General features: G+C 73.6%; 22 protein-coding genes and 1 riboswitch. Of the genes, 17 read left to right on the forward strand and 5 right to left on the reverse strand.

Annotation, left to right across the window (positions count from 1 at the left end; all coding sequences use genetic code 11):
* Positions 1-29: 29 nt before the first annotated feature.
* The 8 genes from lepB (at position 30) to IF43_RS0106485 (ending at position 6,704) form a co-directional block, all read left to right on the forward strand.
* The gene (gene lepB, locus IF43_RS0106450; protein WP_030195164.1) at positions 30-791 is read left to right on the forward strand and encodes a signal peptidase I; all 762 of its coding nucleotides are present in this window, start codon (positions 30-32) and stop codon (positions 789-791) included.
* Positions 781-1,323 (forward strand): NUDIX hydrolase, encoded by a 543-nt coding sequence (locus tag IF43_RS0106455; protein ID WP_030195167.1) that lies wholly within the window; start codon positions 781-783, stop codon positions 1,321-1,323. Before lepB ends, IF43_RS0106455 begins: the two co-directional genes overlap by 11 nt.
* A 55-nt stretch (positions 1,324-1,378) precedes the next feature.
* Positions 1,379-1,687, forward strand: a complete 309-nt coding sequence (locus IF43_RS0106460) for a DUF2469 domain-containing protein (RefSeq protein ID WP_005311352.1) — start codon at positions 1,379-1,381, stop codon at positions 1,685-1,687.
* Positions 1,688-1,794: 107 nt separating this feature from the next.
* Entirely contained in the window at positions 1,795-2,166 is a 372-nt protein-coding gene (locus tag IF43_RS0106465; RefSeq protein ID WP_030195173.1) for a YraN family protein, read from the forward strand.
* Between the two features lies 1 nt (position 2,167).
* Entirely contained in the window at positions 2,168-3,796 is a 1,629-nt protein-coding gene (locus tag IF43_RS0106470) for a YifB family Mg chelatase-like AAA ATPase (protein ID WP_030195175.1), read from the forward strand.
* Entirely contained in the window at positions 3,793-5,031 is a 1,239-nt protein-coding gene (gene dprA / locus IF43_RS0106475; RefSeq protein WP_051794796.1) for a DNA-processing protein DprA, read from the forward strand. The genes IF43_RS0106470 and dprA overlap by 4 nt, the downstream gene beginning before the upstream one ends.
* Positions 5,032-5,246: 215 nt before the next feature.
* Positions 5,247-6,083, forward strand: coding sequence for an RNA polymerase sigma factor WhiG (gene whiG, locus IF43_RS0106480; protein WP_030195179.1), 837 nt, complete (start codon positions 5,247-5,249; stop codon positions 6,081-6,083).
* 81 nt (positions 6,084-6,164) lie between these two features.
* Positions 6,165-6,704 (forward strand): TetR/AcrR family transcriptional regulator, encoded by a 540-nt coding sequence (locus IF43_RS0106485; RefSeq protein ID WP_037887516.1) that lies wholly within the window; start codon positions 6,165-6,167, stop codon positions 6,702-6,704.
* Positions 6,705-6,782: 78 nt separating this feature from the next.
* On the opposite strand, the gene IF43_RS37815 is transcribed toward IF43_RS0106485, so the two are convergent.
* The gene (locus tag IF43_RS37815) at positions 6,783-7,586 is read right to left on the reverse strand and encodes a M23 family metallopeptidase (RefSeq protein ID WP_051794798.1); all 804 of its coding nucleotides are present in this window, start codon (positions 7,584-7,586) and stop codon (positions 6,783-6,785) included.
* A 433-nt stretch (positions 7,587-8,019) separates the two neighbouring features.
* On the opposite strand from IF43_RS37815, the gene rpsB reads away from it, so the two are divergent.
* The 9 genes from rpsB to IF43_RS0106535 all read left to right on the forward strand — a co-directional run bounded on the left by rpsB (position 8,020) and on the right by IF43_RS0106535 (position 17,734).
* Entirely contained in the window at positions 8,020-8,904 is an 885-nt protein-coding gene (gene rpsB / locus IF43_RS0106495) for a 30S ribosomal protein S2 (RefSeq protein WP_030195189.1), read from the forward strand.
* Positions 8,905-9,036: 132 nt separating this feature from the next.
* Positions 9,037-9,873, forward strand: a complete 837-nt coding sequence (gene tsf, locus IF43_RS0106500; protein ID WP_030195190.1) for a translation elongation factor Ts — start codon at positions 9,037-9,039, stop codon at positions 9,871-9,873.
* Positions 9,874-10,027: 154 nt separating this feature from the next.
* Positions 10,028-10,810, forward strand: a complete 783-nt coding sequence (gene pyrH, locus IF43_RS0106505) for a UMP kinase (RefSeq protein WP_030195191.1) — start codon at positions 10,028-10,030, stop codon at positions 10,808-10,810.
* Between the two features lie 52 nt (positions 10,811-10,862).
* Complete coding sequence (frr, locus tag IF43_RS0106510; RefSeq protein WP_030195194.1) at positions 10,863-11,420, forward strand: ribosome recycling factor; 558 nt, start codon at positions 10,863-10,865, stop codon at positions 11,418-11,420.
* A complete protein-coding gene (locus tag IF43_RS0106515) occupies positions 11,420-12,496 on the forward strand; it encodes a phosphatidate cytidylyltransferase (RefSeq protein WP_078909954.1) in 1,077 nt (358 codons plus the stop codon). Before frr ends, IF43_RS0106515 begins: the two co-directional genes overlap by 1 nt.
* A 74-nt stretch (positions 12,497-12,570) precedes the next feature.
* Positions 12,571-13,683: a 23S rRNA (adenine(2503)-C(2))-methyltransferase RlmN gene (gene rlmN, locus IF43_RS0106520; RefSeq protein WP_030195201.1), complete on the forward strand. Its 1,113-nt coding sequence runs from the start codon at positions 12,571-12,573 to the stop codon at positions 13,681-13,683.
* A gap of 20 nt (positions 13,684-13,703) precedes the next feature.
* A riboswitch (TPP riboswitch) is annotated at positions 13,704-13,813 on the forward strand.
* A gap of 77 nt (positions 13,814-13,890) precedes the next feature.
* Positions 13,891-14,997 carry a thiamine ABC transporter substrate binding subunit gene (locus IF43_RS0106525; protein ID WP_037887505.1) on the forward strand — a complete coding sequence of 369 codons (1,107 nt, stop codon included), beginning with the start codon at positions 13,891-13,893 and terminating at the stop codon, positions 14,995-14,997.
* A 92-nt stretch (positions 14,998-15,089) separates the two neighbouring features.
* Positions 15,090-16,703: an iron ABC transporter permease gene (locus IF43_RS0106530; protein ID WP_030195207.1), complete on the forward strand. Its 1,614-nt coding sequence runs from the start codon at positions 15,090-15,092 to the stop codon at positions 16,701-16,703.
* Positions 16,703-17,734, forward strand: a complete 1,032-nt coding sequence (locus tag IF43_RS0106535) for an ABC transporter ATP-binding protein (RefSeq protein ID WP_030195210.1) — start codon at positions 16,703-16,705, stop codon at positions 17,732-17,734. Before IF43_RS0106530 ends, IF43_RS0106535 begins: the two co-directional genes overlap by 1 nt.
* Before the next feature lie 29 nt (positions 17,735-17,763).
* Here the strand turns inward: IF43_RS0106535 and IF43_RS0106540 are convergent, their stop codons facing one another.
* The 4 genes from IF43_RS0106540 to IF43_RS0106555 all read right to left on the reverse strand — a co-directional run bounded on the left by IF43_RS0106540 (position 17,764) and on the right by IF43_RS0106555 (position 21,768).
* Positions 17,764-18,690 (reverse strand): hypothetical protein, encoded by a 927-nt coding sequence (locus IF43_RS0106540; protein WP_030195219.1) that lies wholly within the window; start codon positions 18,688-18,690, stop codon positions 17,764-17,766.
* A gap of 134 nt (positions 18,691-18,824) precedes the next feature.
* Entirely contained in the window at positions 18,825-19,919 is a 1,095-nt protein-coding gene (locus tag IF43_RS0106545; RefSeq protein ID WP_030195222.1) for an LOG family protein, read from the reverse strand.
* Positions 19,920-19,945: 26 nt separating this feature from the next.
* Complete coding sequence (locus IF43_RS0106550; RefSeq protein WP_030195224.1) at positions 19,946-21,004, reverse strand: hypothetical protein; 1,059 nt, start codon at positions 21,002-21,004, stop codon at positions 19,946-19,948.
* Positions 20,986-21,768 (reverse strand): ABC transporter ATP-binding protein, encoded by a 783-nt coding sequence (locus IF43_RS0106555; protein ID WP_030195232.1) that lies wholly within the window; start codon positions 21,766-21,768, stop codon positions 20,986-20,988. The genes IF43_RS0106550 and IF43_RS0106555 overlap by 19 nt, the downstream gene beginning before the upstream one ends.
* Positions 21,769-21,977 lie beyond the last annotated feature (209 nt).

Raw genomic sequence — 21,977 nt, forward strand, 5'->3', positions numbered from 1 at the left:
CGACGGACTCCGAAGGTGGGGGCGCTGGGATGGGCGGTAACGGACGCAAGGACGGCCGCGGCGGCCTGGGCAATGTCTTGTCCGGGCTGGCCGTGGCCGTCGGCTTTGTGCTCTTCCTCGGCGGATTCGCCGTCGGGGCGCTGCTCTACCAGCCGTACACGGTGCCGACCGACTCGATGGTGCCGACGGTGAAGCCCGGGGACCGGGTGCTGGCGCAGCGGGTGGACGGCGACCAGGTGCGCCGCGGCGACGTCGTGATCTTCACGGACTCCCTGTGGAGCAACGCGCCGATGCTCAAGCGCGTCGTCGGCGTCGGCGGCGACACCGTCAAGTGCTGCGGACAGGGCGGGAAGCTCACGGTCAACGGCGAGCAGGTGGACGAGCCCTACCTCGACATCAAGCACGGCATGGCGTCCGACCTGCCGTTCGAGGTGAAGGTGCCCGAGGGGAAGCTGTTCCTGCTCGGCGACCGCCGGGGGGCCTCGCTGGACTCCCGGGCGCACCTCCAGGAGGCCGGCCAGGGCACGGTGCCGCGCTCGGCCGTGACGGCCAGGGTGGACGCCGTGGCCTGGTCCGAGCAGCGGATGCTGGAGCGGCCCGCGGCCTTCGCGGCCATGCCGGGCGGGGTGTCCGAGCCCGGCCCCCTCAAGGCCCTCCTCGCGGCGATCGTGCTCGGCGCGGTGCTGGTGCTGGGCGGGGCGGCGTACGGGCCGGTCGCGAAGCTCGCGGCGCGGCGCGGCGGTACGAGCCGTGCGGGCGGTGCCGAGCGGGAGCGGGCCGGTGCCCGCTGAGGCGGCGGGCTCCGCAGGCGCGGCGGGCCCGGAGGGGCACGGCGGTTCCGGGGCGCCGCGGCAGGTCGCGCGGGTGATCCTGCTCGACCCCGACGACCGGATCCTGCTCCTGCACGGCTTCGAGCCGGCCGACCCGGACGACAGCTGGTGGTTCACGCCCGGCGGCGGACTCGAGGGCGGGGAGAGCCCGGAGCAGGCCGCCCTGCGGGAGCTGGCCGAGGAGACCGGGATCACACGCGTGGAACTCGGGCCGGTGCTGTGGCGGCGGTACTGCGAGTTCCCCTTCGACGGGCGGCGCTGGGAGCAGGACGAGTGGTACTTCCTGGCCCGCACGGAGCAGACGGAGACGGCCATGGAAGGCCTCACCGAGCTGGAGCGGCGCAGCGTGGCCGGAGCGAGATGGTGGACTTCCGCGGAACTGTCGGCGGCCCGTGAGACGGTGTACCCGACCAGGCTCGCCGAGCTCCTGCGCACACTGCTCGACGAGGGTCCTCCGGATGCTCCGGTGGTGCTGGCCCCGGAAATCGTTTAGGGGCTGACCCGACTGGCGCACAATAGGGGGACGCACGGCTGAAGGGGAACATGCCATGAGCGCCGAGGACCTCGAGAAGTACGAGACCGAGATGGAGCTGAAGCTCTACCGGGAGTACCGCGACGTCGTCGGGCTGTTCAAATACGTCATCGAGACGGAGCGTCGCTTCTACCTCACCAACGACTACGAGATGCAGGTGCACTCGGTCCAGGGCGAGGTGTTCTTCGAGGTGTCGATGGCGGACGCCTGGGTGTGGGACATGTACCGGCCGGCCCGCTTCGTGAAGCAGGTGCGCGTGCTGACGTTCAAGGACGTGAACATCGAGGAGCTCAACAAGAGCGACCTCGAACTGCCCGGGAGCTGATCCCTCACCCGCAGGGGTGACGGAGTTGTCCACAGGGCCGGGGTTTTCCACCAAGATCCATTCGGTGGGGGCGGCTGCGGGACATTCGGTGCCGGAGGTGGTGCCGAATGAACGCAACGGGGAACGCCCGCATGGCACTGGGCCGGTACGGCGAGGAGCTCGCCGCGCGGCGGCTGTCGGAAGCCGGCATGACGGTGATCGCGCGGAACTGGCGGTGCCGCGGCGGCGAGATCGACATCGTCGCGCGGGACGGGGACGCGCTGGTGGTCTGCGAGGTGAAGACCCGCAGGGCGGGATCCTTCGAACACCCGATGGCCGCGGTCCGGGCGGCCAAGGCCGACCGGCTCAGACGACTGGCCGGCCGCTGGCTCGCCGACCACGGGGGACCACCCGCCGGCGGGGTGCGCATCGACCTGGTCGGTGTCGTCCTGCCCCGGCGCGGGGCACCCGTCGTGGAGCACATCCGGGGGGTGGCCTGAGATGGGCTTCGCACGGACCTGTTCCGTGGCGCTGGTCGGCGTCGACGGGGTCGTGGTGGAGGTGCAGGCCGACCTCGAACCGGGCGTGGCGGCGTTCACGTTGGTGGGGCTGCCCGACAAGACGCTGGTCGAGAGCCGGGACCGGGTCAGGGCGGCCGTCACCAACGCCGGTGCCGGCTGGCCGCAGAAGAAGCTCACCGTCGGGCTCAGCCCCGCCGACGTCCCCAAGAGCGGCTCGGGGTTCGACCTGGCCGTCGCCACGGCCGTCCTGGGCGCGGCCGAACTGGTCGACCCCCGTGCCATCGCCGACCTGGTGCTCATCGGGGAGCTCGGGCTCGACGGCCGGGTCCGGCCGGTGCGCGGCGTCCTGCCCGCCGTGCTCGCCGCCGCCGAGGCCGGGTACCGGCAGGTGGTGGTGCCCGAGCAGTGCGCCGCCGAGGCCGCGCTCGTCCCCGACGTGTCGGTGCTCGGCGTGCGAACCCTGCGCCAGCTCATCGCCGTCCTCACCGGCGGTGAGGTGCCGGCGGAGGAGACCGCCGCCGAGCCCGGCCGCCCCGACCCGCTGCTCGCCGGGCTGCTCGTACCCGGTGCCGGACTCGGCTCCGGGCTGGACCGGGCACCCGCCGGCGCCGGCGGGTGCCGGCCCGACCTCGCCGACGTGGCGGGTCAGCGGGCCGCGCGGCGGGCGCTCGAGGTGGCCGCGGCAGGCGGCCACCACCTGTTCCTCAACGGACCGCCCGGGGCGGGCAAGACCATGCTCGCCGAGCGCCTGCCGGGCCTCCTGCCCCCGCTCACCCGCCAGGAGTCGCTGGAGGTCACCGCCGTCCACTCGGTCGCCGGACTGCTGCCGCCCGGCGAACCGCTGATCGCCACCGCCCCCTACTGCGCCCCGCACCACTCGGCCACCATGCAGTCCCTGGTCGGCGGCGGGAACGGACTGCCCCGGCCCGGCGCGGTCTCCCTCGCCCACGGCGGGATCCTCTTCCTGGACGAGGCCCCCGAGTTCAGCCCCAAGGCCCTCGACGCCCTCCGCCAGCCGCTGGAGTCCGGCCAGGTGGTCATCGCCCGGGCGGCCGGGGTCGTGCGGCTGCCGGCCCGGTTCCTGATGGTGCTGGCCGCCAACCCGTGCCCCTGCGGGCGGCACCATAGGTCGGCGGCCGGCTGCGAGTGCCCGGCCTCCGTGGTGCGCCGCTACCAGGCCCGGCTCTCCGGGCCGCTGCTGGACCGGGTCGACCTCCGCGTGGACGTCGAACCGGTCTCCCGGTCCGACCTCCTCGGCCACGGCGGCCGGGGCGAGACCACCGCGGCCGTGGCCGAGCGGGTCCGGGCGGCCAGGACCCGCGCCGCCGCCCGGCTCGCCGGCACCCCCTGGAGCACCAACGCGGAGGTGCCCGGCCACGAACTGCGCACCCGCTGGCAGGTGGCCCCCGGAGCCCTCGGACCCGCCGAGCGGGACCTGGAGCGGGGCCTGCTCACCGCCCGCGGCCTCGACCGCGTGCTCCGGGTGGCGTGGACCGTGGCCGACCTGCGCGGCCGGGACCGCCCCGACGCCCTCGACGTCGCCGTGGCGCTGGAGCTCCGTACCGGCGTCTCCCGGGGCGTCCCGCAGCCGATGGGAGAACGCGCATGAGCGCGACCGAAGCCCCCACCACCGGCGTCCCGGCGGACCCGGAGCCCGGGCGCGCGGGGGAGGAGCAGGACACGGCCGCCGAGCGGCTGGCCCGGGCCGCCCTGACCCGGGTCCTCGAACCCGGCGACGAGCACGGCGGGCGCTGGATCGCGCGGTACGGGGCGACCGGGCTGCTGCGGATCCTGCGGGCACCGACGTACGAGGAGGGCACCCTCACCGGAGTGGGCCCCGACCGCATCAGCGGCTACCGCAGACGGGCCGCCGCGGCCGACCCCGAGCGGGACCTGGCGGCGGTCGCCGAGGTGGGCGGCCGGTTCGTCGTCCCGGCCGACCCGGAGTGGCCCAGCCAGCTCGACGACCTCGGCGACGCCCGCCCCGTCGGCCTCTGGCTGCGCGGCCGGCCGCACCTGCGCATGTGGGCCCTGCGCTCGGTCGCCGTGGTCGGCGCCCGGGCCTGCACCCCGTACGGGACGCACATGGCCGCCACCCTGGGCGCCGGGCTCGCCGAGCGCGGCTGGGTGGTGGTCTCCGGAGCGGCCTACGGCATCGACGGCGCCGCCCACCGGGGCGCTCTCGGGGCCGGTGGCGGCACCGCCGCCGTGCTCGCCTGCGGCGTCGACACCGGGTACCCGCGGGGCCACCTCGGGCTGCTGCGCCGCATCGCCGAACAGGGTCTGGTCGTGGGCGAGTTGCCGCCCGGCAGCCATCCGACCCCGAGCCGCTTCGTGCTCCGCAACCGGGTCATCGCGGCACTCACCCGCGGCACCGTCGTCGTCGAGGCCGCCCACCGCAGCGGCTCGCTCGCCACCGCGCGTGCCGCGCAGCGGCTCGGGCGCGCGGTGATGGGCGTACCGGGGCCCGCCACCAGCGGGCTCTCGGCCGGAGTGCACGAACTGCTGCGCGGCGGGGCGGAGCTGGTCACCGACGCCGCCGAGGTCGTCGAACTCGTCGGGGAGATGGGCGAGCTCGCCCCCTGCCGGCGCGGCCCGGTGCTCCCGCGCGACCTGCTCCCGCCCGGCGCCGCCCGCGTCCTCGAAGCACTCCCCGCCGGCCGGCCGGTGCGCCCGCCCGAACTGGCCCTCGCCGCGGGCACGAGCACCGATGAAGTCATCGGCAGACTGTACGAACTTCACTCTCTGGGGTTCGTCGAACGGCATGGCGATGACTGGCGCCTCGCCACTCCCGCGGATGACCCTCGCCCCCTATCCGGGGCCACCCGGCGAGGCGGTCCTTGACCTGGGGCGATCCGGTGAAAGGGTGAAGCCGATGAGATGTGCCGCCCGCCCGGAGCCAGTCGGGGGGCCCGCGCGCAGGGCGCGGGCCCGGCCCTGTCGGTGCCGTCCGGCCTGCCCCTGCACCGACGCGCGATCCCGTACTCTTCGCGCACCGCGACACTCCAGTGACGCTACGCTCCCAAGGATCCCCACAGCAGAACGGCTCAAGGCGACGCATGCCCCAGCACACCTCCGGGTCTGACCGCGCTGCGGTGCCGCCCGCTGCCCGCGGCAGCGTGCGGGCCGCCGCACCCTCGTCGCTGGACGAGCTGTGGCGGTCGTACAAGGACACCGGCGACGAGCGCCTGCGGGAGCAGCTGATCCTGCACTACTCGCCGCTGGTGAAGTACGTGGCCGGCCGGGTGAGCGTCGGGCTGCCGCCCAACGTCGAGCAGGCCGACTTCGTCTCCTCCGGGGTCTTCGGACTCATCGACGCCATCGAGAAGTTCGACATCGAACGGTCCATCAAGTTCGAGACGTACGCGATCACCCGGATCCGGGGCGCGATGATCGACGAACTCCGCGCCCTGGACTGGATCCCCCGCTCCGTCCGGCAGAAGGCCCGCGCCGTCGAGCGGGCCTATGCCACCCTGGAAGCCCAGCTGCGGCGCACCCCGACCGAGGTCGAGGTGGCTGCGGAGATGGACATCGGGGTGGAGGAACTGCATGCCGTTTTCAGCCAGTTGTCGCTCGCGAACGTGGTGGCCCTCGAGGAGCTCCTGCACGTCGGCGGCGAGGGCGGGGACCGGCTCTCCCTGATGGACACCCTGGAGGACACCGCCGCGGACAACCCGGTCGAGGTCGCCGAGGACCGGGAACTGCGCCGCCTGCTCGCCCGGGCCATCAACACGCTGCCCGAACGGGAGAAGACCGTGGTGACCCTGTACTACTACGAGGGCCTCACCCTGGCCGAGATCGGGAACGTCCTGGGGGTCACCGAGAGCCGGGTGAGCCAGATCCACACCAAGTCGGTACTGCAGTTGCGGGCCAAACTGGCGGACGTCGGCCGTTGAGCTTGCGGGGGCCTTGCGGGGTCTCCGTACAGTGGACGGGTGCCCAGGATCCGAGCGGCCTCCGTGGCCGAGCACCGCACGATGCAGCGCGCCGCACTGCTGGACGCCGCACGCTCCCTGTTGTCCGAGGGGGGCACCGAAGCCCTGACGTTCCCCGCCCTCGCCCAGCGCACCGGCCTGGCCCGTTCCTCGGTGTACGAGTACTTCCGCTCGCGGGCGGCGGTGGTCGAGGAGCTGTGCGCGGTCGACTTCCCCGTCTGGGCGGCCGAGATCGAGGCCGCCATGCAGGCCGCCGGGACGCCCGAGGCGAAGATCGAGGCCTACGTCCGCCAGCAGCTGGCCCTGGTGGGCGACCGGCGCCACCGAGCGGTCGTGGCCATCTCGGCCAGTGAGCTCGACGCCGGCGCCCGCGAGAAGATCCGCGCCGCACACGGGGGCCTGGTCGCCATGGTCGTCGAGGCCCTGGCCGCCCTCGGTCACGCCGGCCCCCGGCTCACCGCCACCCTCCTCCAGGGCATCGTCGACGCCGCCGTCCGCCGCATCGAGCTCGGTGCCGCCGAGGATCCCGCAGAGATCACCGAGGCGGCCGTGGCCCTGGCCCTCCACGGCACCCGTCGCTAGGGGCTGTCGTCAGCGCCGTCCACCCCTGATCCGCCGGACACCGTCCGGGGCCGTCCCGTCGAGGGGACGGCGTGCGCCTCAGCCGTACCCGAAGCCTCCGTGCCGTGCGGCCGCGGCCCCCGTCCCGGTCAGCGGGAGCAGCCGCGGGGTGGGGCGGGGGAGCAGCGACAGCGGGTCGAGGTAGTCCTCACCCGCGCGCAGACCCCAGTGGAGGCACGGCCGCGCGCAGTGCGCGTTCGGCTCGGTGCGGGCCACGACCTGGCCGCGGAGCACGGGCTCGCCCGTCGCGACGAGCGGACACACCGGCTCGTACGTGGTGCGCAGCGCCGTGCCCGTGAGGGTGAGGGACAGCACGCCGCGCCCCGCCACCCGTCCGGCGTAATACACGCGGCCGTCGGCGACCGCCCGCACCTCGGTGCCCGGGGCGGCGGCGAGGTCCACCCCGCGGTGCCCGGCCGCGTACGGACCCGGCGGCGGCACCCACCACCGCAGCAGCCGCAACGGCGCGGGCAGCGGCCGCTCCGTCGCCGGCCCCGTCCGTGCAGGGGGCCGCCCGACCGGTTCCGGTTCCCCGGCCGCGGGCCCACCCGGCCCCGCGCGCCGGGGCCGCTCCGCGCGACGGCCCGCCCCGCCCGGGCCGACGCGCTCCACGGCTTCGGGTCCGCCGGCGCAGGCGGTCGGCCGACGACGGGCGGAGGGCTCCTCGGGGGTGGGGCGGTCCGCCGGCCGCGCCGCCCGGCCCGGCCCGGGGGAGGGGGTCGGTGGACGGGCGGACGGCGCGGCGGCGTACCGCGCCGGGAACTGGGGTCCGGACGGCGGGACGGACCGCGCGGCCGGCGGCGGGAGCAGGGCCAGGAGCAGGGCGAGCAGGAAGGTCGTCATGGCGCGAGGGTGTCGGGGCCGGGCGGCGGTCGGGCGGGGCTGTGGACGGGCGGGCGGTTGTGGACGAACGGCGTCACCCGGCCGGGTGGGAACGCCTGCACGCCGCGCCCGTGTCCACCCGGCGGGAAGCGCGGCGGGAGCGCGCGCCGGGCCTGCGCGGGCGCTGCGGGCGGCCGCCCCGCGAGGCCCGTCGGGACGTCGGGGCCCGGGCGTCCACCCGGCGGGGGACAGGGGGCGGCACCCGGCACGGGCGCCGGTCCCGTACACTTCTTGTGGCGATCCGGGTCACCGGGTCGACTTCGCACGCCCCGCCACCTGGTCGATCACGACCGGTGGCCGCGCTCCTCGGTCCTTCGTGGCACGGCGCGTCGGGGCGTCAGGCGCGGCCGCCGTCCGGCGGCTGCGGTAACCGAGCACCTCAAGGAGTACGGCCATGGCCGTCGTCACGATGCGGGAGCTGCTGGAGAGCGGCGTCCACTTCGGTCACCAGACCCGTCGCTGGAACCCGAAGATGAAGCGCTTCATCTTCACCGAGCGCAACGGCATCTACATCATCGACCTGCTCCAGTCGCTGTCGTACATCGACCGCGCCTACGAGTTCGTCAAGGAGACCGTCGCCCACGGCGGCTCCATCATGTTCGTCGGCACGAAGAAGCAGGCCCAGGAGGCCATCGCCGAGCAGGCGACCCGCGTCGGCATGCCGTACGTGAACCAGCGCTGGCTGGGCGGCATGCTCACCAACTTCTCCACCGTCTACAAGCGCCTTCAGCGTCTGAAGGAGCTCGAGGCGATCGACTTCGAGGACGTGGCCGCCTCCGGCCTCACCAAGAAGGAGCTCCTGGTCCTCTCCCGCGAGAAGGCCAAGCTGGAGAAGACCCTCGGTGGTATCCGCGAGATGCAGAAGGTGCCGAGCGCCGTCTGGATCGTCGACACCAAGAAGGAGCACATCGCCGTCGGTGAGGCGCGCAAGCTCCACATCCCGGTCGTCGCGATCCTCGACACCAACTGTGACCCCGACGAGGTCGACTACAAGATCCCGGGCAACGACGACGCGATCCGCTCCGTCACCCTGCTCACCCGCGTGATCGCCGACGCCGTCGCCGAGGGCCTCATCGCCCGCTCCGGCGTTGCCGCCGGTGACTCGAAGCCGGGCGACAAGACCGTCGGCGAGCCGCTCGCCGAGTGGGAGCGCGACCTGCTCGAGGGCGAGAAGAAGGCGGACGAGGCTCCGGCCGCCGCCGAGGCTCCGGCCGCCGAGGCTCCGGCCGCTGAGGCCCCGGCTGCCGAGGCCCCGGCCGCCGACGCCGAGCAGGCCTGACCCACTGAGGGAGCCCGTCGTTCACGCGCCGGGCACTCACAGCACGGACGATGACGGCGGGGGAGGGCGCCACAAGCGCCCCCCCCGCCGTTGACCCGTAGATCTACGACTTCGAGAGAGAATCACAGACTCATGGCGAACTACACCGCCGCTGACGTCAAGAAGCTCCGCGAGCTCACCGGCGCCGGCATGATGGACTGCAAGAAGGCCCTGGACGAGGCCGCCGGCGACGTCGACAAGGCCGTCGAGGCGCTGCGCATCAAGGGCCAGAAGGGCGTCGCCAAGCGCGAGGGCCGCTCTGCCGAGAACGGCGCCGTCGTGTCCCTCATCGCCGACGACAACACCTCCGGTGTCCTGGTCGAGCTCAAGTGCGAGACCGACTTCGTCGCCAAGGGTGACAAGTTCCAGTCCGTCGCCGCCGACCTGGCCAAGCACGTGGCCGCCACGTCCCCGGCGGACATCGAGGCGCTGCTCGCGTCCGAGATCGAGGCCGGCAAGACCGTCCAGGCCTTCGTCGACGAGGCCAACGCCAACCTCGGTGAGAAGATCGTCCTGGACCGCTTCGCGCAGTTCGCCGACGGCTTCGTCTTCGCCTACATGCACCGCACCATGCCCGACCTGCCGCCGCAGATCGGTGTCCTGGTCGAGCTGGACAAGGCCGACGCCGACCTGGCCAAGGGCATCGCGCAGCACATCGCCGCCTTCGCGCCGAAGTACCTCGCCAAGGAGGACGTGCCGGCCGAGGTCGTCGAGTCCGAGCGCCGCGTCGCCGAGGAGACCACCCGCGCCGAGGGCAAGCCCGAGGCCGCCCTGCCGAAGATCGTCGAGGGTCGCCTCAACGGCTTCTTCAAGGACGCCACGCTGCTCGGCCAGGCGTACGCGCTCGACAACAAGAAGTCCGTCGAGCAGGTCCTCAAGGACGCCGGTGTCACCCTGAAGCGCTTCACCCGCATCAAGGTCGGCATCTGAGTCCGTAACCCACGGACCCCGGACCCCGGTAGGGTCTGAAGCAGTCGCCCGTTCGCGCGGGACGACCGCAGATCTGACGAGGAGGCCATTGCCGCACAGGGAACCGCAAGGACCCCGGCAATGGCCTTCTTCGTATGTGCACGAGGAGATCTCCATGAATCAGGGCGTGGACACCCACACCGCTTCCGACGACAAGAGCGACCACGACAAGAAGGGCCGCGGCCGCTTCCTCCTGAAGCTGTCGGGTGAGGCCTTCTCCGGCGGCGGGGGCCTGGGCGTCGACCCCGACGTCGTGCACGCGATCGCCCGCGAGATCGCGGGCGTCGTCCGAGACGGCGCCGAGATCGCCGTGGTCATCGGCGGCGGCAACTTCTTCCGCGGCGCCGAGCTCCAGCAGCGCGGCATGGACCGAGCCCGCTCCGACTACATGGGCATGCTCGGCACGGTCATGAACTGCCTGGCCCTCCAGGACTTCCTGGAGAAGGAGGGCATCGACTCGCGCGTCCAGACGGCCATCACCATGGGCCAGGTCGCCGAGCCGTACATCCCGCTGCGCGCCGTGCGCCACCTGGAGAAGGGCCGCGTCGTGATCTTCGGCGCCGGCATGGGCATGCCCTACTTCTCCACCGACACGACGGCCGCCCAGCGCGCCCTCGAGATCGACGCCGAGGCCCTGCTCATGGGCAAGAACGGCGTGGACGGCGTCTACGACTCCGACCCCAAGGCCAACCCGGACGCGGTCAAGTTCGACGCGCTCGAGTACGGCGAGGTCATCACCCGCGACCTCAAGGTCGCCGACGCCACCGCCATCACGCTGTGCCGCGACAACAAGCTGCCGATCCTCGTCTTCGAGCTGCTCGCGGAGGGGAATATCGCGCGCGCCGTCAAGGGTGAGAAGATCGGCACGCTCGTGAGCGACCAGGGCGACCGGGCCTGAGCGGGCCCGCCCCCCGCCTGAACCATCCACTCAAGACATGCAGGAGCACGTGGTGATCGAAGAAATCCTCCTCGAGGCCGAGGAGAAGATGGAGAAGGCCGTCGTGGTCGCCAAGGAGGACTTCGCCGCGATCCGCACCGGCCGTGCGCACCCGGCGATGTTCAACAAGATCGTGGCGGACTACTACGGTGCCATCACGCCCATCAACCAGCTGGCGTCCTTCTCGGTGCCCGAGCCGCGCATGGCCGTGGTGACCCCGTTCGACAAGAGCGCCCTGCGCAACATCGAGCAGGCCATCCGAGACTCCGACCTCGGCGTCAACCCGAGCAACGACGGCAACATCATCCGCGTGACGTTCCCGGAGCTGACCGAGGAGCGCCGCCGCGAGTACATCAAGGTCGCCAAGGGCAAGGCCGAGGACTCGAAGGTCTCCATCCGCTCCGTGCGCCGCAAGGCCAAGGAAGCCCTCGACAAGCTGGTCAAGGACAAGGAGACCGGCGAGGACGAGGTCCGCCGCGCCGAGAAGGAGCTCGACGACACCACCGCGAAGTACGTCGCGCAGGTGGACGAGCTGCTCAAGCACAAGGAAGCCGAGCTCCTCGAGGTCTGATGAACGACTCTCCCTGGGGGGCGGAGCCGGTTCCGGCGGGTCCCGCATACGATGTGTACGTAGGCCAGCAGACTCGGCCCATGCCCATCGTGCCCGACGCCGCCGGATCAGACTTCGATGACCGGGAAGCACGCGAGAGGGGGGCCGCTCCGGGTAGCGGCCCCCTGTTCCGCGACGAGACGCCGCCGCAGGAGCCCATGCCCAGCCCCCCGCCTCCGCCGTCGCAGGCACCGCAGGACACCCCCCAGCCCCCGCAGAAGAAGCGGGCCGGGCGGGACCTGCGTGCTGCCATAGGGGTCGGCGTCGGCCTCGGCGCCGTGATCGTCGCCTCGCTGTTCATCGTGAAGGCCGTCTTCGTCGGCGTCATCGCCGTCGCCGTGGTCGTCGGCCTGTGGGAGCTCACGTCCCGCCTCGAAGAGCGCAAGGCCATCAAGGCCCCGCTGGTGCCGCTCGCGATCGGCGGTGCGGCGATGGTCGTCGCCGGGTACGTGCGCGGCGCCGAGGGCGCCTGGGTCGCGATGGCCCTGACCGCCCTCGCGGTGCTCGTGTGGCGGATGACGGAACCCCCTGAGGGGTACCTCAAGGACGTCACGGCGGGTGTGTTCGCCGCGTTCTACGTGCCCTTCCTCGCCACGTTCGTGGCGCTGCTGCTGACCGCCGACGACGGGCCGCAGCGGGTGATCACCTTCCTGCTGCTCACCGTGGTGAGCGACACGGGCGCGTACGCGGTCGGCTGGCGTTTCGGCAAGCACAAGCTGGCCCCCCGCATCAGCCCCGGCAAGACCCGCGAGGGCCTGGCCGGCGCGGTGGCCTTCGCCATGGCCGCGGGCGCGCTGTGCATGCAGTACCTGATCGACGGCGGCAGCTGGTGGCAGGGCCTGGTCCTGGGCCTCGCCGTCGCGGTCAGCGCGACGCTCGGCGACCTGGGCGAGTCCATGATCAAGCGCGACCTGGGCATCAAGGACATGGGCACGCTGCTGCCGGGCCACGGCGGCATCATGGACCGGCTGGACTCGCTGCTGCCGACCGCGCCGGTCGTGTGGCTGCTGCTGGCGCTGTTCGTCGGCACGGGCTGAAGCCCCGGGCCGGTTACCCTGGAAAGGCGCGCCGCTCGTGCGGCGCGCCTTTCGTCGTACGAGGAGTACCTGCCATGGCCCGCCCCGCTCCCGGAGAGCTCACCTTCGTCGCGCCCAAGGGAGCGAAGAAGCCGCCCCGGCACCTGGCCGACATGTCGCCGGCCGAGCGGAAGGAGGCGGTCGCCGCGATCGGCGAGAAGCCGTTCCGGGCCAAGCAGCTCTCCCAGCACTACTTCGCCCGCTACGCGCACGACCCGGCCGAGTGGACCGACATCCCGGCCGGCTCGCGCGAGAAGCTGCGCGAGGCGCTGCTGCCCGACCTGATGTCGGTCGTCCGGCACATCTCCTGCGACGACGACACCACCCGCAAGACCCTGTGGCGCCTGCACGACGGCACGCTCGTCGAGTCCGTCCTCATGCGCTACCCCGACCGGGTCACCATGTGCATCTCGTCCCAGGCGGGCTGCGGCATGAACTGCCCGTTCTGCGCCACCGGCCAGGCGGGGCTCGACCGCAACCTGTCCACCGCCGAGATCGTCCACCAGATCGTCGACGGCATGCGCGCCCTGCGCGACGGCGAGGTCCCCGGCGGCCCGGCCCGGCTGTCGAACATCGTCTTCATGGGCATGGGCGAGCCGCTGGCGAACTACAACCGCGTCGTCGGCGCCATCCGCCGGCTGACCGACCCCGAGCCCGACGGCCTGGGCCTGTCCCAGCGCGGCATCACCGTCTCCACCGTCGGCCTCGTCCCGGCGATGCTCCGGTTCGCCGACGAGGGCTTCAAGTGCCGGCTCGCCGTCTCGCTGCACGCCCCCGACGACGAGCTGCGCGACACCCTGGTGCCCGTGAACACCCGCTGGAAGGTCCGCGAGGTCCTCGACGCGGCCTGGACGTACGCCGAGAAGTCCGGCCGCCGCGTCTCCATCGAGTACGCGCTGATCCGCGACATCAACGACCAGGCCTGGCGGGGCGACCTCCTCGGCCGCCTCCTCAAGGGCAAGCGGGTGCACGTCAACCTCATCCCGCTCAACCCGACCCCGGGCTCCAAGTGGACCGCCTCCCGCCCCGAGGACGAGCGGGCCTTCGTCGAGGCGATCGCCGCCCACGGCGTGCCGGTCACGGTGCGCGACACCCGTGGCCAGGAGATCGACGGAGCGTGCGGACAGCTCGCCGCGAGCGAGCGGTAGTCTGACTCCCGTACATCTGCATATTCCGACAGGGGAGCGCCACAGCGCTGAGAGTGCGGCACCGTCACGCCGCAGACCCTCTGAACCTCGCCCGGGTCATTCCGGGTAGGGAGTTCGGTCACCACTCGAGCTGTTGCGCCCTGCTCCGGCGTCCGCTCCATGAGCGCCGGGGCAGGGCCGCGTCTTCTCCTGGTCACTCCAGGAGGAATGTTTCACGTGAACACCAAGAAGATGGCGGGCGCCGCGCTCGTCGCGGCCCTCGGCGTGTCCACGCTCGCCGCCTGCGGCGGAGGCGACGGCAAGGACGAGGGCGGCTCGGCCAGCTCCGGACCGCAGTCCAAGACCGTCACGGTCGTCTCGCACGACTCCTTCACCTACACCCCCGCGGTGCTGAAGGAGTTCGAGAAGCAGTCCGGCTACACGGTCAAGGTGCTCAAGAGCGGCGACGCGGGCGCGGCCCTCAACCAGGAGATCCTCACCAAGGGCTCCCCGCGCGGCGACGTGTTCTTCGGCGTCGACAACACCCTGCTCTCGCGCGCCCTCGACAACGGCCTCTTCACCCCGTACGAGGCCAAGGGCCTGGCCGGTGTCCCCGAGCAGTACCGGCTCGACAAGGAGCACCGGGTCACCCCGATCGACTCCGGCGACATCTGCGTCAACTACGACAAGAAGTACTTCGCCGACAAGAAGATCGCTCCGCCGCAGACCCTCGACGACCTGGTCAAGCCGGAGTACAAGAACCTGCTGGTCACCGAGAACGCGGCCACCTCCTCCCCGGGCCTCGGCTTCCTGCTCGCCTCCGTCGGCAAGTACGGCGACGCGGGCTGGAAGGACTACTGGAGCAAGCTCAAGGCCAACGGCGTCGAGGTCGTCGACGGCTGGGAGCAGGCCTACAACGAGCGCTTCTCCGGCTCCGCCGGGGGCAAGAAGGCCAAGGGCGACCGGCCGCTGGTCGTCTCGTACGCCTCCTCCCCGCCGGCCGAGGTGCTGTTCTCCGAGCCGCAGCCGGCCGTGGCGCCCACCGGTGTCGCCACCGGCACCTGCTTCCGCCAGGTCGAGTTCGCGGGCCTGCTCAAGGGCGCGAAGAACGAGGCGGGCGGCAAGGCGCTGCTGGACTTCCTGATCAGCAAGAAGTTCCAGGAGGACATGCCCCTCCAGATGTTCGTCAACCCCGTCGTCAAGGACGCGAAGCTGCCGGAGGTCTTCACGAAGCACGGGGTGGTGATCGACAAGCCGTGGACCGTCGCCCCGGACCAGATCGCCAAGAACCGTGAGCAGTGGGTCCAGGCATGGTCCTCGCTCGTCCTGAAGTAGGACCCGGAGCAGGCACGGGAACGGTCCCGGGCACGGACCGGAGGGAGCGCGTGCGCCCCTCCGGCCGTGCCACCGCCGTGCGGCTCGGCCTCATGGCCGTGCCGCTGGCCTTCTTCGGCCTCTTCTTCGCCTACCCCGTGGCGGCGATCGTCGGCCGCGGGATCAAGACCGACGGCGGCTGGCAGTTCGGCCGGATCGGCGAGGTGCTCACCCGGCCCGACATCGCCGGCGTGCTGTGGTTCACCACCTGGCAGGCGCTCGCGTCCACGGCGCTCACCCTGCTGCTCGCGCTCCCCGGCGCGTACGTGTTCGCGCGCTTCGACTTCCCCGGCAAGCAGGTGCTGCGCGCCGTGGTGACCGTCCCGTTCGTCCTGCCGACGGTGGTCGTCGGCTCCGCCTTCCTGGCGTTGGTGGGCCGGGGCGGGCTGCTGGACGAGCTGTGGGGCGTCCGGCTGGACACGACCGTGTGGGCGATCCTGCTCGCCCACGTCTTCTTCAACTACGCCGTGGTCGTCCGGACCGTCGGGGGCCTGTGGGCGCAACTGGACCCGCGCCAGGAGGAGGCCGCCCGGGTGCTCGGCGCCGGCCGGTTCGCCGCCTGGCGGCGGGTGACGCTGCCCGCACTGGCCCCGGCCGTGGCCGCCGCCGCGCTGATGGTCTTCCTCTTCACCTTCACCTCCTTCGGCGTCGTGCAGATCCTCGGCGGTCCGGCGTACGCCACCCTCGAGGTCGAGGTCTACCGGCAGACCGCGCAGCTGCTGGACCTGCCGACGGCCGCGGTGCTCACCCTGGTGCAGTTCGCCGCGGTGGGCGTGATCCTCGGGGTGCACTCCTGGACCGTGCGCCGGCGCGAGACCGCGCTGCGGCTGGTCGCCCCGGACCGCACGGCCCACCGGCCGCGCGGGACCGGGCAGTGGGCGCTGCTGGGCGGTGTGCTCGTGTCCGTCGCCCTGCTGATCGTCGTACCGCTGGCCGTCCTGGTGGAGCGGTCCTTCGACGCCCCCGGCGGGTACGGCCCCGACTTCTACCGGGCGCTCGGGTCCGCCGACGGGGGCACGTTCCTGGTGCCGCCGCTGGAGGCGGTCCGGAACTCACTGGAGTACGCGCTCGCCGCCACCGCGATCGCCGTCGGCGTCGGGGGCCTGGCCGCGGCCGCGCTCACCCGGCGCGGCGGGCGGCTGCTGCGCGGCTTCGACGCCCTGCTGATGCTGCCGCTCGGCGTGTCGGCGGTGACCGTGGGCTTCGGTTTCCTGATCACGCTGGACGAGCCGCCGCTGGACCTGCGGACCTCGTGGATCCTGGTGCCGCTGGCCCAGGCGCTGGTCGGCGTGCCGTTCGTGGTGCGCACGATGCTGCCGGTGCTGCGTGCCGTGGACGGCCGGCTGCGGGAGGCGGCCGCGGTGCTGGGGGCCTCGCCGCTGCGGGCCTGGCGCGAGGTGGACCTGCCGCTGGTGCGCCGGGCGCTGCTGATCGCGGCCGGGTTCGCCTTCGCGGTCTCGCTCGGCGAGTTCGGGGCGACCGTGTTCATCGCCCGGCCCGAGCGCCCGACGCTGCCGGTGGCGGTGGCGCGGCTGCTGGGGCGGGCAGGGGAGCTCAACTACGGGCAGGCGATGGCCCTGAGCACGATTCTGATGGTGGTGTGCGCCGTGTCGCTGCTGGTCCTGGAGCGGCTGCGGCCCGAGCGGTCCGGATCGGGGGACTTCTGATGACGCTGCTGGAACTGGACGGGGTGTCCGTCCGCTTCGGGGCGCGGACCGTGCTCGACGCCGTCGACCTGTCCGTGGCCGAGCACGAGATCGTGTGCGTACTGGGGCCCAGTGGCAGCGGGAAGTCCACGCTGCTGCGGGTCGTGGCGGGCCTGCAGCCGGCCGCCGCCGGGCGGGTACGGCTCTCGGGGGCCGACCAGGCCGGGGTGCCGGTGCACAAGCGGGGGGTGGGCCTGATGTTCCAGGACCACCAGCTGTTCCCGCAGCGGGACGTGGCCGGGAACGTGGCCTTCGGGTTGCGGATGCGCGGGGCGCGGCGCGAGGAGCAGCGGGCCCGGGTGGCGGAGCTGCTGGAGCTGGTGGGGCTGCCGGGCGCCGGGCGGCGGTCCGTCGCGGCGCTGTCGGGCGGTGAGCAGCAGCGGGTGGCGCTGGCCCGGGCGCTGGCGCCGCGGCCGCGGCTGCTGATGCTCGACGAGCCGCTGGGGCAGCTCGACCGGGGGCTGCGGGAGCGGCTCGTGGTGGAGCTGCGGGAGCTGTTCCACCGGCTGGGTACGACGGTGCTGGCCGTCACGCACGACCAGGGCGAGGCCTTCGCGCTCGCCGACCGGGTCGTGGTGATGCGGGACGGCCGGATCGCGCAGGCCGGCACCCCGCTGGACGTCTGGCAGCGGCCGGCCTCGGAGTTCGTGGCGCGCTTCCTCGGCTTCGACAACGTGGTGCCGGCGACGGTGAGCGGGCTGGCGGCCGACACGCCGTGGGGCAAGATCCCGGTGCCGGACGGGACCGGCGAGGGCGAGTTCCGGGTGCTCGTGCGGCCCACCGGGGTGCGGCTGGTGCCGGTCGCGGAGGGGCTGCCGTGCGAGGTCGTGTCGCGGACCTTCCGGGGGAGGCACGTGGCGCTCATGCTGCGGCCGCGGTCGGGTGCGCCCTTGCTGGAGGCCGAGTGCGACCTGTTGCTCGCGCCTGAGGTGGGGGTCGTGACCGGGGTCGCCTTCGACCCCGCCGAGGTGGTCGCCCTCCGCGACGCGTAGGCCGGGGTGGGGGCCGGGCGTGCCGCGGGTCAGCCTCGGACCGGTGTCGGTGGGGCCGGGGTGGGGGTCGGGAGCGGGGCGGGGGTGGTCGGGGCCGGGTCGTGGTTGCCGTACCAGGCCACGGCCACCGCGCCGGCCACGGCGAGGAGGAAGCCGAGGACGGCGAGCCAGGCGAGGCCGGGGCGGGAGGCGTCGCCCAGCCAGAGGACGCCGATGGCGCCGGGGAGGACCGTCTCGCCGACGACCAGCGCGGCCGTGGCCCCGTTGACCGATCCGAGCTGCAGGGCGACCGTGTGCAGGTACATGCCGCCCACACCGGCGATGACGACGGCGTACAGGGCCGGGTCGGTGAGGACGGTGGTGAGCTCGAACGGGTCGATGCCGTCGAGGATGCGGACGCCGACGCCGAGCGCGCCGAAGCCCAGGCCGGACAGCAGGCCCGCCAGGATCGCGGCCCGGGGGCCCAGGAGGCGTACGGCGACCGTACCGCCGAGCATCAGCGCGACCGTGACGGCGAGCAGCCACCAGTGCGTCGCGGACGCGGCCTGGTGGCCGCCCTCGTGGCCGGCCGCGGTGGCGAGCATCACGAGCGCCCCGCACACGACACCGATCGAGGCCCATTCCCTGCGCGTGAGGCGGATGCCCAGCAGCTTCACGCTCAGGACCGCGGTGATCACCAGGTTGGCGCTGATGACGGTCTGGGAGAGGAAGAGGGGCAGGAGCCGGGCCGCCAGGGCGCCCAGGCCGAAGCCGACGAAGTCCAGCACCGTGCCGAGGATGAACTCCCAGGTCAGCGCGGCCTTCGCGGTGGACGACAGGTTCGGGCCGCCGTGCTGGGTCAGACCTGTGGGGTCGGGCTCGGCGCCGGCGGCCCGGCGGGAGCCCACCGCTTGCAGGACCGATCCGGTGCCGTAGCAGATCGAGGCCGCGATGGCGGTCAGCAGGCCTATGAGCACGAGGGGCTCCGTTCACGTCTGGCAGGTTTCGCGTACTCCTGGCAGACGTGGGTCCGGGCCCGGAGGTTGCCTGGGCGGGCCGGTCAGGTGACAGGTCACGAGGTCAGGTCACGAGCTCAGGTCACGAGCTCAGGTCACGAGGAGAGCCGGGCCAGGGCGTCGGGGACCTCGTCGACGGACTCGACCAGCGCGATGCGGGTCTCCATGGCGCGGTCACGGGCCAGGGCCTGGAGCAGGGGCCAGGCCGGCAGGTGCTCGGTCCAGTGGGCCCGGTCGACCAGCACCATCGGGGTCGGCTCGCCGCGCGACCCGTAGTAGTTGGGGGTCGCGTTGTCGAAGACCTCCTGGACCGTCCCGGCCGCGCCCGGGAGGTACACCACGCCGGCGGTGCAACGGGCCAGCAGTCCGTCCTCGCGGGTGGCGTTGGCGAAGTACTTCGCGATCCCGCCGGCGAAGGCGTTCGGCGGCTCGTGCCCGTAGAACCAGGTGGGGATGCCGATCGAGTCCCCGCCGTCCGGCCAGCGCTCGCGCACCGCGAAGGCCGCCTCCGCCCAGTCGGTGACGGAGGGCGTGAAGGAGGGGGTCTTGGCGAGCAGGTCGAGCGCCCCGGGCAGCGCGCCGTCCTCGAAGGGGGCGAGGTACGCGCCCAGGTTCGCGGCCTCCATCGCACCCGGCCCGCCACCGGTCGCCACGGTCAGACCGGTGCGGGCCAGCGCCCGGCCGAGCCGGGCGGCGCCGGCGTACGCGGCGCCGCCGCGGTCCATCGAGTGGCCGCCCATCACCCCCACGACCGGGGCACCGGCGAGGTGCTCGTCGAGGGCGTCGGAGATCGCGTCGTCGTGGATCGAGCGGAGCATCGAGGAGAAGACGTCGCCGTCGGCCCTGCTGTGCTGGAACCAGGCGTACGCACGCGCGTCGGGCGTGGCGTCGTAGCCGTCCCGGTCCAGGCCGGCGAAGAGCTCCTCCGGCGTGTAGAGCAGGCCGCGGTACGGGTCGAACGGCAGGTCGGGCACCGGGGGGAACACCAGCGCCCCGTCGGCCCGCACCTTGGTGGAGGCGTCCGGTTCCATCGGGCACCCGAGGAACACGGCGGCGGAGGTGTCGGCGGCCAGCAGGGCGAAGGTGCGCTCCATCAGGTTCACCGACTGGATCCGGTACCCGCTCAGTGAACCCCGGGCGACCACCCGGTCGAATTCGGCGAGGGTCTCGATCTCGATGTCATGGGACATCCCGTCACCCTACGGGCCGAGGTCGGCTACCCGGCCAGTGCCCTCCGGGTCAGCTCCGCCACACCCCACACCACGGGTCCGCACACGGCCGGCAGGACCGCGGCCCGCAGCAGGGCCGCCGACCGCAGTACCGCGGCCGGTGTGCCCAGGTCGAGGAGGGTCTCGCGGGTGGCCGCCCGGGTCTGGCGCGACTCGACCGCGGCCGTCAGGAGTGCGCCGACCGCACAGAGGACGGCCAGCGCCGCCGCGCCGCCGGCGGTCGGTCCGACCGGTACGGGCCCGCCGTCCGCCGCGGCCACGGCCCACGCGGCGACGGCGACGAGCACCCCGAGGGGCCGGCCGATGCGCCCGGCCTCCTCCTGCAGGCCCCGCCCGGCGAGCAGGCGTACGGCGCCGGGGCGGACGAACTGGAGGAGCGCGCCGCAGCCGTGGGCGAGGGCCGGGCCGGCCAGCGCGAGGCCGACGGTCGTCAGGGCCCAGCCGGACAGCCGGCCCGCCGTGCCGCCACCGGCGTACGCCAGGACGGCGAGCCCGCAGGCGAAGGCGGCGACACCCCACGGCAGCCCCTCGTGCGGGGTCCGTGCCGGGCGGGTGCGGACCGACAGGGCGGTCGCGGCGGCGGCCGCGAGCGGTGCCAGGGCGAGCAGGGTGAGCGCGGCCGCCACCGGGAAGGGGTGGCCGGCGCGGAGCGCGTCGGCGGCGGCGCCGTCGAAGGGGAGGCCGGCCAGGTCGCCGCGCAGGTGGAGGAAGAGGGCGAGGGCGAGCGCGCTGCCCAGCGCGCAGGCGATGGCGGCGGACAGTGCGGCGACGCGGATCAGGCGGACGGGGCCGAGCCCCACGGCGTCCAGGTCCTCGCGGGGGCGGACGGCCGGGTCGGTGCGGGTCACGGCGACGGCGAACTGCACGGTCAGGGCGAGCGGGACCGCGCACCACAGCAGCCGCGGCAGCTGGCCCTGCGGTCGGGCCGCGGCGGTGGCGAGCACGTCCAGCAGCAGGAGACCGGTACCGGCGGCGGCCGCCGCGACCAGCAGTCTGCGCAGCTGGACGAGGGGCCGGCCGCCGCGGGCTAGGCGGAGACTGAGCACGTGTCGCGGCCTTCCGCCTCGCCGGGGCGGGGGGCCGCCGCGGAGGCCGGCTGGGGGACGGCGCCGGCGAGGTGGCCGTCGAGGAGGGCGAGCGCGCGGTCGGCCAGGCCGGCGGTCTCGGCCTCGTGGGTGGCGAGGACCACCGTGATGTCGTGCGAGCGGGCGGCCGTGGTCAGCGTGCGCAGCAGCAGGGCGCGGTCGGCGCGGTGCAACGGGGCGGTCGGCTCGTCGGCGAAGAGCACGGAGGGCAGGGTGACGAGGGCGCGGGCCAGCGCGACGCGCTGGGCGCGGGCGCGGTCGAGTGTTTGGGGGCGCTTGCGGGCCTGGTCGCCGATGTCGAGGCGGTCGAGCCACTCCATGGCGGCGCGCTTGGCCGTGCGGTGCGGGGCGCCGCCGATGAGGAGGGGCAGGGCCGCGTTCTCCCACACGTTCAGTTCGGGTACGAGGCGGGGCTCGGGCCCGATCCAGCCGAAGCGGTCGCGGCGCAGCCGCTCGCGGGCCGGCGGACTCATGGTGTGGACGGGGACGCTGTTGAACCAGACCTCGCCCCCGTCCGGGCGCAGCTGTCCGGACAGGCAGCGCAGCAGGGTGGTCTTGCCGCTGCCGCGGGGGCCGGTGACGGCGAGGATCTCGCCCTCGCGGACGCCGAGGGAGACGCCGGTGAGGGCGGGCGCGCCCGCGCCGGACCCCGTCCGGGTGGACCCCCAGGGGGAGCAGTGCAGGGACCGTGCCCACAGCACGTCGTTGTCCGGCGGGGCCACCATGGCGTACACCTCGGTTCGCGTCGACTGCGGATCTTGATGCCGCATTTCCCGTTTTCCCGTTTCCTCCGTCCGGGGGAACGAAACGACGGGCCGACAGGTCACTGCGCAGCGCAGGGGAGGCGGTGGCGGGGGCCGGACGGCACATGGCCCGGACCCTCGCGTTCTCACTCGAACGGAGGATCCGGGCCATGTGTCCCGGCCGGGCCCGG

Origin of the sequence: Streptomyces sp. NRRL S-87 (assembly GCF_000719335.1) — a bacterium.
Lineage (GTDB): Bacteria > Actinomycetota > Actinomycetes > Streptomycetales > Streptomycetaceae > Streptomyces.